This is a genomic window from Phaeacidiphilus oryzae TH49 (assembly GCF_000744815.1).
Classification (GTDB): domain Bacteria; phylum Actinomycetota; class Actinomycetes; order Streptomycetales; family Streptomycetaceae; genus Phaeacidiphilus; species Phaeacidiphilus oryzae.
Genome location: NZ_JQMQ01000005.1, coordinates 3,206,366 through 3,220,233, shown reverse-complemented (window position 1 = coordinate 3,220,233; position 13,868 = coordinate 3,206,366). Strand labels below are relative to the sequence as shown.

General features: G+C 73.6%; 10 protein-coding genes and 1 pseudogene. 7 read left to right on the top strand and 4 right to left on the bottom strand.

From position 1 onward, the window contains the following. Positions 1-142 precede the first annotated feature (142 nt). Positions 143-1,006, top strand: coding sequence for a TSUP family transporter (locus BS73_RS18050; protein WP_037573796.1), 864 nt, complete (start codon positions 143-145; stop codon positions 1,004-1,006). 60 nt (positions 1,007-1,066) lie between these two features. On the opposite strand, the gene BS73_RS18045 is transcribed toward BS73_RS18050, so the two are convergent. Together BS73_RS18045 and BS73_RS18040 are read right to left on the bottom strand one after the other, a co-directional pair. Then, complete coding sequence (locus BS73_RS18045) at positions 1,067-2,251, bottom strand: MFS transporter (protein WP_456153927.1); 1,185 nt, start codon at positions 2,249-2,251, stop codon at positions 1,067-1,069. After that, complete coding sequence (locus tag BS73_RS18040) at positions 2,248-2,829, bottom strand: Chromate resistance protein ChrB (protein ID WP_037573788.1); 582 nt, start codon at positions 2,827-2,829, stop codon at positions 2,248-2,250. Before BS73_RS18040 ends, BS73_RS18045 begins: the two co-directional genes overlap by 4 nt. A gap of 111 nt (positions 2,830-2,940) precedes the next feature. Between BS73_RS18040 and BS73_RS18035 the strand changes: the two genes are divergently transcribed. The 6 genes and pseudogenes from BS73_RS18035 (at position 2,941) to aroA (ending at position 11,467) form a co-directional block, all read left to right on the top strand. Then, positions 2,941-3,378, top strand: a complete 438-nt coding sequence (locus BS73_RS18035) for an RrF2 family transcriptional regulator (protein WP_037573785.1) — start codon at positions 2,941-2,943, stop codon at positions 3,376-3,378. A 99-nt stretch (positions 3,379-3,477) separates the two neighbouring features. Further along, positions 3,478-4,683 (top strand): globin domain-containing protein, encoded by a 1,206-nt coding sequence (locus tag BS73_RS18030; RefSeq protein WP_037573781.1) that lies wholly within the window; start codon positions 3,478-3,480, stop codon positions 4,681-4,683. A 184-nt stretch (positions 4,684-4,867) separates the two neighbouring features. Next, positions 4,868-5,830 (top strand): cation diffusion facilitator family transporter, encoded by a 963-nt coding sequence (locus tag BS73_RS18025; RefSeq protein WP_265736865.1) that lies wholly within the window; start codon positions 4,868-4,870, stop codon positions 5,828-5,830. Positions 5,831-6,043: 213 nt separating this feature from the next. After that, a pseudogene (gene ctaD / locus BS73_RS18020) lies at positions 6,044-7,750 on the top strand (aa3-type cytochrome oxidase subunit I); the annotation flags it as partial. A 204-nt stretch (positions 7,751-7,954) separates the two neighbouring features. Beyond that, complete coding sequence (locus BS73_RS18015) at positions 7,955-8,329, top strand: hypothetical protein (protein WP_322987274.1); 375 nt, start codon at positions 7,955-7,957, stop codon at positions 8,327-8,329. A 39-nt stretch (positions 8,330-8,368) separates the two neighbouring features. Further along, entirely contained in the window at positions 8,369-11,467 is a 3,099-nt protein-coding gene (aroA, locus tag BS73_RS18010) for a 3-phosphoshikimate 1-carboxyvinyltransferase (protein WP_037573778.1), read from the top strand. Between the two features lie 26 nt (positions 11,468-11,493). Here aroA and BS73_RS18005 read toward each other — a convergent pair whose 3' ends face one another. Continuing rightward, positions 11,494-12,849, bottom strand: a complete 1,356-nt coding sequence (locus tag BS73_RS18005; protein WP_051941468.1) for a class II 3-deoxy-7-phosphoheptulonate synthase — start codon at positions 12,847-12,849, stop codon at positions 11,494-11,496. Between the two features lie 173 nt (positions 12,850-13,022). Beyond that, positions 13,023-13,832: an MgtC/SapB family protein gene (locus BS73_RS18000; RefSeq protein ID WP_037573776.1), complete on the bottom strand. Its 810-nt coding sequence runs from the start codon at positions 13,830-13,832 to the stop codon at positions 13,023-13,025. Positions 13,833-13,868: the final 36 nt, after the last annotated feature.

Here is a 13,868-nt window from a genome sequence, read left to right as displayed (position 1 = left end):
AGCGTGAGGCAGTGGTGGCGAGTGGCGGGGCGGCGGCGGAGCGGCCGTGGCGGGCGGCCGGGCTGGGGGATGGCCGAGAATCGAAGGTAGCGGGCCGTGCATCGATTGCCCGCCGGGCGGGGCGGCTGCTGGACTCTGCTGAGTGAGTGTTCTGTTGCTGGTCGCGATCGGTGTGGTCACCGGGCTGACCACGGTGTTGTTCGGGTTCGGCGGGGGCTTCGTCGCGGTGCCGGTGATCGTGTGGATGGACGCCGGGCTGGGGGCGGAGGCCGCGCATACGGCGGTGGCCACCTCCTCGGTGGTGATGGTGGTGAACGCGGCGGTGGCGACGGCGGCGACCGATCGTGGCGTGCTGGGAGAGCTGCGGCGGAGCCGTGCGCTGCTGGTGCTGCTGGGCCTCGGGGGAGTGCTGGGCGCGGTGGCGGCGCGGTGGGCGCCGGGGGCGGTGACCCAGTGGGGGTTCGTGGCGTACCTGGTGGGGACGATCGTGGATCTGCTGCTGCGACCGGGGTTCTTCGCGGGGCGAGGGAGCGGGCGCGGGCGCTGGCGCGAGGGGCGGGACGCGCCCGCTGCGGAGGGCGGCGTGCCGGCCGGCCGGGGGAGCGGGCGGATCGCCGGCGGGTTCGGGGTGCCGATCGGGGCGGTGGCCTCGTTTCTCGGGCTGGGCGGGAGCGTGCTGACCGTGCCGATGCTGCGGCGGTCGGGGTTGGCGATGCGGACGGCCACGTCGCTGGCGAATCCGCTGACGCTGGCGATCAGCGCACCGGCGTTGGCGGTGTTCCTGGTGGGCGGGGGTGGCGGCGGGGCCGCCGCGGGGGCCGGGGGAGTACTGCTGCTGGGGGCCGTGGACGTGGGGGCGGGGGCGGCGTTGCTGGTGGGGGCGCTGCCGGTGATCGTCGCCCTGCGGCGGCGGCCGCCGGAGATTCCGGACCGGGTGTACGCGTGGACGTATCTCGGGTTGCTGGTGGCGGTGACGCTGGCGATGACGGCGTCGGCGGTGGGCTGAGGGGGCGCCGCCGCGCTCGGGGCGCTCGCCGCCGGCGGGGTCGGCGGCGGAGGACCGGGGTCAGCGGCGGAGGACCGGGATCAACAGGGCTGTCGCTGCCGCCAGGGCGGCGTAGCCCCAGGGGAGGCCGGCGGTGGAGGCGACCGCGCCCACCAGAAGGGGCCCGGCGGCGTCGCCGGCCTCGCGGCCGAGCTCGGCGGCGCCCATGGTCTGGCCCAGTCGCTCCGGCGGGGAGGTCGCGGCGAGACGGGCGAAGCCGATGGGGGTGAGGGCGCCGGTGCCCGCGCCGGTGAGGACGGCGGCCGACAAGAGGCCGGCGACTCCCGGCACGGCCGCCGCGACGGCGAGTCCGGCCGCGGTGGCCAGGAGGCCGCCCAGCAGACCCTGCCGGGCCGAGAGGCGGCCGGAGTCGTGCGCCCGCCCCACCCGCGGCTGCACCAGCGCCGCGCACAGCGCGAGCACGGAGACCGCCGCGCCGGTGGCGAGCGGTGGAAGCCCGTCCGCGCGGCCGGTCGCCGGCAGGAAGCCGACCCCGACCGAGAGCGCCGCGGTCGACGCGGCCAGCGCGGCGACCTGCCGCAGGAAGGCGCCGTCGCCGAGCCGGTGGGCCAGGTCGAGCAGGGTCTGACGGGTACGGGGCAGCGGCGGAAGGGACGGCACCGCCGCCGCCACCCACCCGGCCACCGCCAGCGGCAGCGCGGTCAGCACGGCGAAGAGCAGCGGCAGACCGCCCGCCCACACCAGCGCGCTGCCCAGCAGCGGGCCGCCCGCGTAGCCGAGGGATTTCCAGAAGCCGTACGAGCCGAAGGCCCGCCCGTGCCTGGCCGCCGGGTTGAGCCGGGCGACCAGCGCGGACGCGGCCGGGGAGAACGCGGAGGCCGCCGCGCCCTGGCCGAGCCGGGCCGCCCACAGCCACTGCGGGTCGCGCACCGCGAGGAAGAGGCCGGAGGCGGCGGCGAACGCCAGCAGTCCGCCGAGGAGCACGGGCCGGGCGCCGACCCGGTCGGCCAGCGTGCCGAAGACCGGCTTGAGGACGATCTCGGCGCCGTCGTAGAGGGCGAGCAGCACGCCCAGGTAGAGGACGGACCGGGCCAGCCCCTCGCCGCCCTGGGCGAGGTTGGCCGCGACGGAGTGGGCCCCGAAGGCGGTGGTGAAGCCGGCCGCGTAGAGCGGCCACATCCGCCTGGCCGGCCTCGCCTCGGCCGGCCTCTCCTGGACGGAGGACTCCTGCGCGGGGCGGCTCATGACGGTCCGTCCGCGGGGTGGTCGAAGGCGTGGAGGTGGGCCAGGACGAGCTCGCTGTACTCCTGGAGGGAGTCCGCGCAGTGGTCGAGCCTGCTGGTCGCCACCTCCGCGGAGGGGGCACCGAAGACGTCTCGGGAGCGGATGTCGCGGTGCCAGCGGCGCAGCCGCTCCAGGCTCTGCTCCTCCTCCTCGAGCTCGGCGAGGGTGAACTTCCGGGTGCGGATCTCCTTCTCCAGCTCCTCCTGGTACTTGCCGCAGTCGGCGAGGAACTCGGCCCATTCCTCCTCGCGGGCTGCCGAGAACAGCTCGGCGAGGCGGGCGCCGTCCCGCGCGGAGCCGCCGGTGGCGCGGAGGGTCAGCGCCTCCCCGTCCGGGGCCTGCGCGGCGAGGGCGAGCGCCCGGTGGACGCCCGCCTCGAAGACCGGCACCTCGGGCACCGCCCAGACGCCCTGGCCGAGCGAGAGGGCGCCGACCCGGCGCAGCTCGCGCCAGACCGCGACGCGGTGGCGGGACGGCTGGGCGGGGAGCCGCAGGATGAGCAGCTTCCACTGGGTCGGGTCGGTGGAATGAGCGTTCACGTGGGGAGTGTAACAGCGGTTACGGACATAGGGCGGACTTCTGTTACGAAGGTTGGGTGGACGAGGGGGGCAAATCGGAGTCTGAAATGACGAATATCTAGGATGTTCTGTGTGAGGTTGACGAAGGGAACCGACATCGCCCTGCGCATCGCCATGCGCCTGGCGGTGCTCGACGCGCCGGAGACCGTCACCACCGAGCAGGTGGCCGAGGCGGTCGGAGTGCCGTACTCGCATGCGGCGAAGGTGGTCGCGCGACTGCGGCGGCTCGGCGTGGTCGAGGCGACGCGCGGGCGCGGCGGGGGCCTCGTCCTCACCAGGGCCGGGCGGACCGTCGCGATCGGCTCGCTGGTGAGGGAGTTGGAGGGGGAGGGGGACGTGGTCGGCTGCGAGGGCGAGGACCCGTGCCCGCTTCGCGCCGCCTGCCGGCTGAGAGCCGAGCTCCGCAAGGCGCAGGAGGCCTTCTACGCCTCGCTGGACGCGGTGACGCTGGCGGACCTGGTGGAGGGGCCGGCCGGCCCCGTGCTGCTGGGGCTGCCGGTGCGCGTCTGAGGGCCCGGTCGGGCGGGGCCCGCGGGGCCGGCCGGCCCTTCTGGGGGAGCCCGGAACGCCGGAAAATCGGCATCTGAAATGACAATTTGGAGGAACAGGATGCTGTCGGAGAAGTCGACCGAGGTCGTACGTGCCACCCTGCCGGTGGTGGGCGGTGCCATCGAGGAGATCACCGGGCGGTTCTACGGACGGCTCTTCGCCGCCCACCCGGAGCTGCTGCGCGACCTCTTCAACCGCGGCAACCAGGCCAACGGCAGCCAGCGGCAGGCGCTCGCCGCCTCGATCGCGGCGTTCGCGAGCGCGCTGGTGGCCGACCCCGAGCGGCGGCCGGACACCATGCTGGCGCGGATCGCCCACAAGCACGCCTCGCTCGGCATCACCGCCGACCAGTACCCGATCGTCCACGAGCACCTCTTCGCCGCGATAGTCGAGGTGCTCGGCGACGCCGTCACCCCGGAGGTCGCCGCGGCCTGGGACGAGGTGTACTGGCTGATGGCCAACGCGCTGATCGCCATCGAGCAGGGGCTCTACCGGCAGGCCGGGGTCGCCGACGGCGAGGTGTGGCGGCGCTGGCGGGTGGCCGCGCGGCAGTCGGAGACGCCGTCCGTGACGACCTTCGTGGTGCGTCCGGCGGACGGCGGGCCGGTGCCGGCGGCCCGGGCCGGGCAGTACGTCTCGGTGCGGGTGCCGCTGGAGGACGGGGCGCGGCAGATCCGGCAGTACAGCCTCTCGGGGTGGCCCGAGGGCGGGCTGCAGTTCACGGTGAAGCGGGACGGCGAGGTCTCCGCCTGGCTGCAGGACCGGCTGACGGCCGGTCAGGAGATCGAGCTGAGTGCCCCGTTCGGCGACATCGTGCTGGACGAGAACGGGACCGGTGGCGCGGATGCCGCCGGGGCTGTGGGGCGGCCGGTGGTGCTGGCCTCTGCGGGCATCGGGTGCACCCCGATGGTGGGGATGCTGGAGCAGCTCGCCGGTACCGGCACCCGGCGTCCGGTGCTGGTCGTCCACGGTGACGAGGACCCGGAGAGCCACGCCTTCCGCGAGGAGGTCGCGCGGCTGGTCGAGAAGCTGGCGGACGGCCGTCTTGAGGTCTGGTACCGGGCCGGCGCCGAGGGAGTGGGGGCCCGGTCCGGCTTTGTGGACCTCTCCCAGGTGGCGGTGCCGTCGGACAGTGTGGTGTACCTGTGCGGGCCGGTGCCGTTCATGCGGGCCGTGCGCGGGCAGCTGCTGGAGGCGGGGGTCTCGCCGGCGGACATCCACTACGAGGTCTTCGGGCCGGACGCGGAGGCCCTCGGGGCGGCGTGAGCCGTACGGCCGGTGAACGCAGGGCCCGGGCCGGTTGCGGTTCCGGGCCCAAGCCCGGTTCCGGGCCCAAGCCCGGTTCCGGGCCCAGGCCCAAGCCCGGTTCCGGCCCCAAGTCCGGTTCCCGGCCCGGCTTCCGGGCGCGGCCCACTCGGCGGGAACCGCCCGGCGCGGGGATACTGCGGGAGTGGCCGAAGAGACCGAGAGTGTGGGGACCGTCCTGCTCGCCGGGACGATGAATCTGGGGATCGCCGTCGCGAAGGCGATCGGGGGGATCGTCAGCGGATCGAGCGCGATGCTCTCCGAGGCGGCGCACTCGGTCGCCGACACGGTGACCGAGGTGCTCCTCTTCACCGCGCTGAAGACCAGCGAGCGCCCGCCCGACGACGCCCATCCGCTGGGCTACGGGCAGGCGCTCTACGTCTGGGCGATGCTGGCCTCCGTCGCCACCTTCGTCGGCGGCGCCGTCTTCTCCTTCTACGACGGGATCCACACCCTGGTCCAGGGCGAGGAACTGGGCTCGCCGCTGGTCTCGTACATCGTCCTCGCCGTCTCCTTCGTGCTGGAGGGGACCTCGCTGCTGCGCGGGGTGCGCCAGGTGCGCGGCGAGGCCGCCGGCCTCGACGTGCCCGCCCTCCGCCATCTGCGCCGTACCCCCGACACCACGGTGAAGGCGGTGGTGCTGGAGGACACGGCCGCTCTGATCGGGCTGGTGCTGGCGGCGGGGGGCCTGCTGGCCGGTCAGCTGACCGGCTCGGGGGTCTGGGACGGGGTGGCCTCGATCTGCATCGGCGTCCTCCTCACCGCGGTCGCCGTCGAACTGGGCCGCAGCAACGCGTCCATGCTGATCGGGCGCGCCCTCCCGGACCGGATGGAGCGGGCGCTCGCCGGGGAGTTGGCGGCCCTCCCGGGGGTGGAGGAGGTCCTGGAGCTGGTCACGGCGGTGCAGGGGCGGCACGAGGTGCTGGTCGCGGCCAAGGTGGACTTCCGGGACGCGGAGACGGCCGCCGAGATCGAGCGGCTGTGCGACGAGGCGGAGCGGATGCTGCGCGAGCGCCACCCGTCCATCGCCCGGGTGTTCCTGGATCCGACACCGGGTCGTTCGAACGTGTCAGGCAACGAAACTGGCGGCGCGTCAGCGGAAGGCTGATGGCCTGTCAGCACGGCACGCCGGGGTCAGGGCCGAGCGGGTGAACACGTACCACCGCAAGGGGGGTGGGACGCCGTGCCGGAGTGCGCCGGACGGGTCGGAAACGTGATGGTGGCACCGAGATGCGAAAGCGGCCGGGAACGGACGGCCAACGGAGGGCCGTCGGCGACTTGAGGACCGGCGCGGCGGTGTCGGTGTCGGTGGGAGAGATTGATGACAACCTTTGATCAGACTGTCCGCGCCCCGGCCGGGGACGGCGGCGGCCATCCGCCGGCCCGGGACAAGCTGGGAACGGTCCTGGTGAAGTGGCTGACCACCACCGACCACAAGACCATCGGCTCGCTCTATCTCATCACCTCCTTCGGCTTCTTCCTCGTCGGCGGTGTGCTCGCGCTGCTGATGCGGGCCGAACTGGCCCGTCCGGGGCTGCAGTTCCTCACGGACGAGCAGTTCAACCAGGCCTTCACCATGCATGGCACGATCATGCTGCTGATGTTCGCCACCCCGCTCTTCTCCGGGTTCACGAACTGGATCATGCCGCTGCAGATCGGCGCTCCGGACGTGGCCTTCCCGCGGTTGAACATGCTGGCCTACTGGCTGTACCTGTTCGGCTCGCTGATCGCCGTCGGGGGCTTCCTCACCCCGCAGGGCGCGGCCGACTTCGGCTGGTTCGCCTACTCCCCGCTCTCCGACGCCCAGCACTCGACCGGGGTCGGACCGGACATGTGGATCCTGGGCCTCGGGATGTCCGGCTTCGGCACCATCATGGGCGCGGTCAACTTCATCACGACCGTCATCTGCATGCGCGCCCCCGGGATGACGATGTTCCGGATGCCGATCTTCAGCTGGAACGTCTTCATCACGTCGATCCTGGTGCTCTTCGCCTTCCCGCCGCTGGCCGGGATCCTGCTGGCGCTGGAGGCGGACCGGAAGTTCGGGGCGCACGTCTTCGATCCGGCCAACGGCGGCCCGATCCTCTGGCAGCACCTCTTCTGGTTCTTCGGCCATCCCGAGGTCTACATCATCGCCCTGCCGTTCTTCGGCATCGTCACCGAGGTGATCCCGGTCTTCGCCCGCAAGCCGATCTTCGGCTACTCGGGGCTGGTGGCCGCGACGATCGCCATCGCCGGGCTGTCGGTGACGGTGTGGGCGCACCACATGTACGTCACGGGCGCGGTGCTGCTGCCGTTCTTCTCCTTCATGACCTTCCTGATCGCGGTGCCCACCGGGGTGAAGTTCTTCAACTGGGTCGGCACGATGTGGAAGGGGTCACTCAGTTTCGAGACACCGATGCTGTGGACCTGGGGCTTCCTGATGACCTTCCTCTTCGGCGGTCTGACGGGCGTTCTGCTGGCCTGCCCGCCGCTGGACTTCCACGTCTCGGACTCCTACTTCGTGGTGGCGCACTTCCACTACGTGGTCTTCGGCACCGTGGTCTTCGCGATGTTCGCCGGCTTCCACTTCTGGTGGCCGAAGATGACCGGGAAGATGCTGGACGAGCGGCTCGGCAAGATCACCTTCTGGACCCTCTTCATCGGCTTCCACACCACCTTCCTGGTGCAGCACTGGCTCGGCGTGGTCGGCATGCCCCGGCGGTACGCGGACTACCTCGCGGCGGACGGCTTCACCACCCTGAACACCGTCTCCACCCTCGGGTCCTTCCTCCTCGGCATCTCGATGCTGCCGTTCCTCTACAACGTCTGGAAGACCGCCAAGTACGGCAAGCGGGTCACCGAGGACGACCCCTGGGGGTTCGGCCGCTCGCTGGAGTGGGCGACCTCCTGCCCGCCGCCGCGGCACAACTTCACCTCGCTGCCCCGGATCCGCTCCGAATCCCCGGCCTTCGACCTCCACCACCCGGAGATCGCCATGCTGGAGCGCGGGCTCGGCGAGCCGGCGCTGTCGGGCGCGAACGCGGGGGCGGGCGCGAGCATGGGCACGGGTGCCGGGGCGTCGGCCGGCGAGGCCACTCCCGGCCCCCGCGGCACCACTGCCCGTGGCACCACTCCCGGCGGCACCGCTCCCCGCGGCACCACTCGCGGCGGAGCCACCGATCCTGAGGGCGGTCCGCACGGCGGCCCGGAGCGGCCCGGCGGCCCTGGCGAGAGCCCGAAGGCCTGAGCCGTGGCGGCCGAACCGGAGCGCCGGCGGCCGGCGCCCGCCGAGGGCCTCACCGAGCGGGGGATGGTCGAGCTGGAGGGCTATCTCCTCTTCGCCGCCCACCATGAGGAGGCCAAGCGGGGCGCCGACCGGTTCACCGCCCAGCTGCCCTGGCTGACCACCGGCCAGCGGGAGGACGTGCAGCGGGTCTACGTCCGAGACCGGATCGAGGTCTACCGGGACGCCAACTCCGGTGTGCTGCGCCGGGCCGAGGAACTGCGCCAGGAGTACGGCGACCGCTACCGGCAGCTGCGGGCGCGGTGCCTCGCCGCCACTCTGGCGAGCGGGACGCTGATGCTCTGCGCGGCAGTGGCGAGCAGCCGGCTGGGCGGCAACTGACCGGTACCCGAGTCATCAGTGAAGGGAGCATCAGCGTCTATGCACCTGCTGGTCAACGGCGGCAGTGAGCGCCGCGTCACCGGAGAGGTCCTGGTCCCCAACTCCAAGTACCACGCCCACCGGGCACTGATCCTGGCCTCGCTCGCCGACGGCACCAGCCGGATCCGCGGGCTCTCCGACGCCCGCCATGTGCAGTACACCGTGAGGCTGCTGCGCGGGCTCGGGGTGGGGGTCCGGGTGGAGGGCGACACCTTCGTGGTGGAGGGGCTGGGCGGCACCTACCACCCCCGCAGGTCCGAGGTCTCGGCCGGCAGTTCCGGCACCACGCTGTACTTCATGCTGGGCCTGGCCGCGCTCTCCGATCGGCCGGTCTCGGTCACCGGGCAGAAGTACTTCCGCCGCCGGCCGGTGGGGCCGCTGCTGGCCGGGCTGCGGCAGATGGGCGTCGGCGTCGAGTCGCCGGACGACTGCCCGCCGGTGCTGGTGTCGGCCGGGCGGCCGAAGGGCGGCCGGGTGCGGATCGCCGGGACCCTCTCGCAGTGGATCTCCGGGCTGATCCTGCTGGCGCCCTTCGCCACCGGGCCGACCGTGGTCGAGGTGGAGGGGGTGCTCAACGAGCGGACCTACCTGGAGCTGACGGTCGCCATGATGCGCCGGTTCGGCCTGGAGGTCGGGGTGTCCGCGGACTGGCGGCGGTTCGAGATCGAGCCGGACCAGCGCGCCCGGCCCACCGAGCTGACCCTGCCGCCGGACATCGGCTCGGCCGCCTTCGGCATCGCCGCCGCCGCCGTCCACCCGGCGGACGTGCTGCTGCGCGGCCTGGACCGGCTGACCGGCGGGCCCGCCGACCACCCCGAGGTGCACTTCCTGGAGCTCGCCGCCGGGATGGGCGTCCCGATGGAGCTGGTCGACCTGCCCGCCGGCCAGGGCCGGGCGGGGGAGCGGGCGGTCCGGATCCGGCACGACGGGACGCCGCTCAAGGGCACCGACGTGGACTGCCGGGACGTCCCGGACATGCTGCCGGTGCTCTCCGCGATGGCCTGCTTCGCCGAGGGCGAGACCGTCTTCCGGCATGTCGCCCACACCCGCCTCAAGGAGTCCGACCGGGCCGCCGCGATGCTCCAGCTGAACGCCATGGGCGGGGAGCTCCGCCTGGACGGGGACGCGCTGCGGGTGGCCGGGGTCGGGCGGAGGCGCCGGCTGCGGGGGGCGCCGCTCTCCTCCTTCAACGACCACCGGGTGCTGATGTCCCTCGCGGTGGCCGCGTCCCGGGCCGAGGGGCCGTCCACCCTGACCTACCCCAACGCCTACCGGATCTCGTACCCGCGGTTCCTGGAGGCGATGAACGCCCTCGGGCTGCCGATGTCGGTGGAGTCCGGGAAGCGGCCGTCCGGCGCCGGCGGCGGACTGGAGCCGGAGCTGCTGCGTCCAGGCAGGGCCGCCGGGATCGGGCTGCCGGAGTGGGTGGCCCGGCGTGCCCGCTCGCGCCCGGACGAGACCGCGGTGGTGGAGGTCCGCGCCGACCGCGTCGACCGCGTCGACCACGCCGACCGCGCGGACCGGGCGGACCGCGCGGACCTGGCGGGCGCCGAGGAGGGTCGGCTGACCTGGCGGGAGCTGGCCGAGCGCAGCGACCGGGCGGCCGAGCTGCTGCGCCGGCTCGGGGTGCGGCCGGGGGAGCGGGTGGCGTACCAGCTGCCGAACCGGCTGGAGTTCGCCGTGCTGTCGCTGGCCGTGCTGCGGATCGGGGCGGTCTGCTGCCCGATCATGCCGATCTTCCGGGAGCGGGAGGTCGGGGACATCCTACGGCGCTCGCAGGCGCGGGTGCTGGTGGTGGCCGACGGGTACCGGGGCCGGCGGCCGGCCGAGGAGGTCGCCGGGCTGCCGGCGGACGAACTGGCCGGCCTTGAGCAGGTACTGGTGCTGCCGTCGGGACCCGGCGGCCGGCCGGGCGCGCTGCCCTCCGGCGGCGGCCTGATCTGGCGGCACTGGGACGAGGCGCTGGCCGAGGTGACGGTCGATCAGCGGACCCGCGAGGAACTGGACGCGCTGCGGCCGGCGCCGGACGCGCCCGCCCAGCTGCTCTTCACCTCCGGCACCTCGGGCCGGCCCAAGGGCGTGCTGCACACCGCCGGCACCCTCAGCCGGGCGGCCGCGATGGAGATCCGGCACCTCGGCCTGGACCGCTCGGACGTGGTCTGGGTGCCCTCCCCGCTGGCCCACCAGACCGGTTTCCTCTACGGGATGTGGCTGGCGCTGGAGTTGGGCGTCCCGATGGTGGTGCAGCCGGAGTGGGATCCGGCGGCCGGGCTGCGGGCGGTCCGCGAGCACCGGGTGAGCTTCGTCCAGGCGGCCACGCCGTTCCTGGCCGATCTGGTGCGGGCCGTGGAGGAGCAGCCGGACGGGCCGGAGTCGGTGCGCTCGCTGCGGATCTTCGTGGCCACCGGGGCCGCCGTCCCGCGCGGGCTCGCCGAGCGCGCCACCCGGGTGCTCGGCGCCGCGGTCTGCGGGGCCTTCGGCACCACCGAGACCTGCCTCGGCGCGCTGGCCTCGCCCGCCGACGACCCGGCGCTGCGCTGGGGCACGGACGGCAGGGCGCTGGACGGCGTACGGCTGCGGATCACCGACGACGAGGGGCGGGAGCTGCCGGCCGGCCAGGAGGGCAACTTCGAGCTCCGCGGGCCGACGGTCTTCCAGGGCTACCTGGAGCGGCCGGACCTCACCGCGGAGGCCTTCACCAAGGACGGTTGGTACCGCACCGGGGATCTGGCGGCCGTCGACGAGAGCGGCTTCCTGCGGATCACCGGACGGGTCAAGGACGTCATCAACCGGGGCGGGGAGAAGCTCCCGGTCGCGGAGATCGAGCAGCTGCTCCACGAGCACCCCTCGGTGGCGGAGGCGGCGGTGGTCGCCATGCCGGATCCCCGGCTGGGCGAGCGGGCCTGCGCGTTCGTCGCCCTGCGGCCGGGCGCGGGGACGCTGACGCTGGATCAGCTCCGCACCTTCCTGGACGGCCGGCGGATGGCCAAGCAGTACTGGCCGGAACGGCTGGAGACGCTCGACCGGCTGCCGCGCAACGCGGCCGGCAAGGTCCAGAAGTACGCCCTCCGCGAGCTCGCGGCGGAGCCGGCGGGGTAGTCGGCCGCTCGGCGGTGCCGTCCGCGCTACCGCCGGGGTGCGGGCGGCGGGGAGTCGAGGAGCTCGGCCAGCCGGAAGGCCAGGTCGAGGGACTGGCTGCGGTTGAGGCGGGGGTCGCAGAGGGTCTCGTAGCGCCGGGAGAGGTCGCCGAGGGCGACCTCCCGGCCGCCGCCCACGCATTCGGTGACGTCGTCCCCGGTCAGCTCGACGTGGATGCCGCCGGGATGGGTGCCGAGCATCCGGTGGACCTCGAAGAAGCCGGCCACCTCGGCCAGCACGTCGTCGAAGCGGCGGGTCTTGTGGCCGCTCTCGGCGGTGAAGGTGTTGCCGTGCATCGGGTCGCAGATCCACACCGCGGGCGAGCCCGTCGCCGCCACCCGTTCCACCAGCGGCGGCAGCACCTCGCGGATCCGGGCCGCGCCCATCCGGGTGATCAGCACCAGCCGGCCCGGCTCGTGCTCCGGATCGAGCCGGGCGATCAGGGCGAGGGCCTCCTCCGGGGTCGTCGAGGGCCCCAGCTTCACGCCGACCGGGTTGCCGATCCTGGACGCGAACTCGACGTGGGCGTGGTCGAGTTGGCGGGTGCGCTCGCCGATCCAGAGCAGATGGGCGGAGACGTCGTAGAGCTCGCCGGTACGGGAGTCGGTGCGGGTCAGCGCCGACTCGTAGTCCAGCAGCAGGGCCTCGTGGGAGGAGTAGAACTCGGCGGTGCGGAACTCGCGGGGGTCGGCGCCGCAGGCCTGGACGAAGTCCAGGGCGGCGGTGATCTCCCGGGCGAGCCGCCGGTAGCGCCGGCCGGCCGGCGAGTCGCGGACGAAGTCCCGGTTCCAGGCGTCGAGCCGGCGGAGGTCGGTGTAGCCGCCCTCGGTGTAGGCGCGGATCAGGTTCAGGGTGGCGGCGGAGGACTGGTACGCCCGCAGCAGCCGGCGCGGGTCGGGGGTGCGGTCGGCCGCCGTGAAGGCCGGGCCGTTGACCGCGTCCCCGCGGTAGGCGGGGAGGGTGGTGCCGTTCCTGGTCTCGGTGGGCCGGGAGCGCGGCTTGGCGTACTGGCCGGCGATCCTGCCGACCTTCACCACCGGCATCTTGGCCGCGTAGGTGAGGACCGCGGCCATCTGCAGCAGTGTCTTCAGCTTGGCCTGGACCCGGTCCGCGGTGACGGCGTCGAAGGCCTCCGCGCAGTCCCCGCCCATCAGCAGGAAGGCCTGTCCCCGGGAGACCGCGGCGAGGCGTTCCCGCAGCTGGTCGCATTCGCCGGCGAAGACCAGCGGGGGAAGTCCGGCGAGTTCGCTCCGCACCTCATGCAGGGCCTCGGGGTCCGGCCAGGGGGGCTGCTGGGCGGCCGGGCACCAGTCGAGCCGGGACAGCGCCGAGGGCAGCGGCAGGCGGAGTTCGCCCAGTTCCTTGCCGGGCGGGCCGGGCAACGGAGTCGCCACGAGGCGGCGTACCTGATCGACGGACGAACGCATCGCTGCTCCCTCCACCCGGTACGGGTTCGGGTAGATCCTTCCACGCGGGGCGGGGGATGCCGGGGCGGTGCGGTGCGGCGAACGGTGGATTACTCGTCGCCGAGGTCGGTGCGGTTGCAGGCGAGGACGCCGGAGATCTCGGCCAGCCGGGCGACCAGGCCGTCCACGTCGCCGCGGCCCTGCACGGTCATCTCCACCTCGATGGTGCGCTCCTCGACGCCGTCGTCCTCGTCCTCGTCGCGGCGCTCCTCCCCGTTCTCGCCGTCCTGGCTGCGGTGGGTGATGCGGCGCCGGGACGACCTGTCGGTGCGCTCCGACACGGTGGACAGCTCGGTGAGGGCGAAGCCGAACTGCACGCACTGGTTGACCAGTTCGCGCATCAGGCCCTGCCCCTGGATATAGGTGATGCGGAGGCCGATCCCGCGGTTGCGCAGCGCCGGGAGGCGGCCGGCCAGCGGCCGGATCACGTAGCCGAGGGCGAAGTAGGCGAGGGTGGCGGTCAGCGCGAGGAGGGGCAGGCCGGCGGCGGCCGCGGAGCCGACGGCCGCGGTGAGCCAGATGGCGGCCGCGGTGGTGATCCCGCGTACCGAGCCGCGCTGGACGAAGATCACGCCGCCGCCGATGAAGCCCAGCCCGGAGACGATCTGCGCGGCCATCCGGGAGGGGTCGGCGACGATCATCCCCTCGTGGAGGACGTCGGTCCAGCCGTACTTGCTGATCAGGGTGAAGAGCGCGGAGCCGATCCCGACGACGGTGTAGGTGCGCAGGCCGGCGGCCTTCTGCCGGATCTCCCTCTCCAGGCCGATCGCCGAGGAGAGGACGAAGGCGATCGCGAACTCCGCTACCTGCGACCATCCCTGACCGAAGGGCTCGCTCACCGAGCCGGCTTGCGACAACATCCGCCAATGATCCACCACGGACCCGGTACTCGGCGA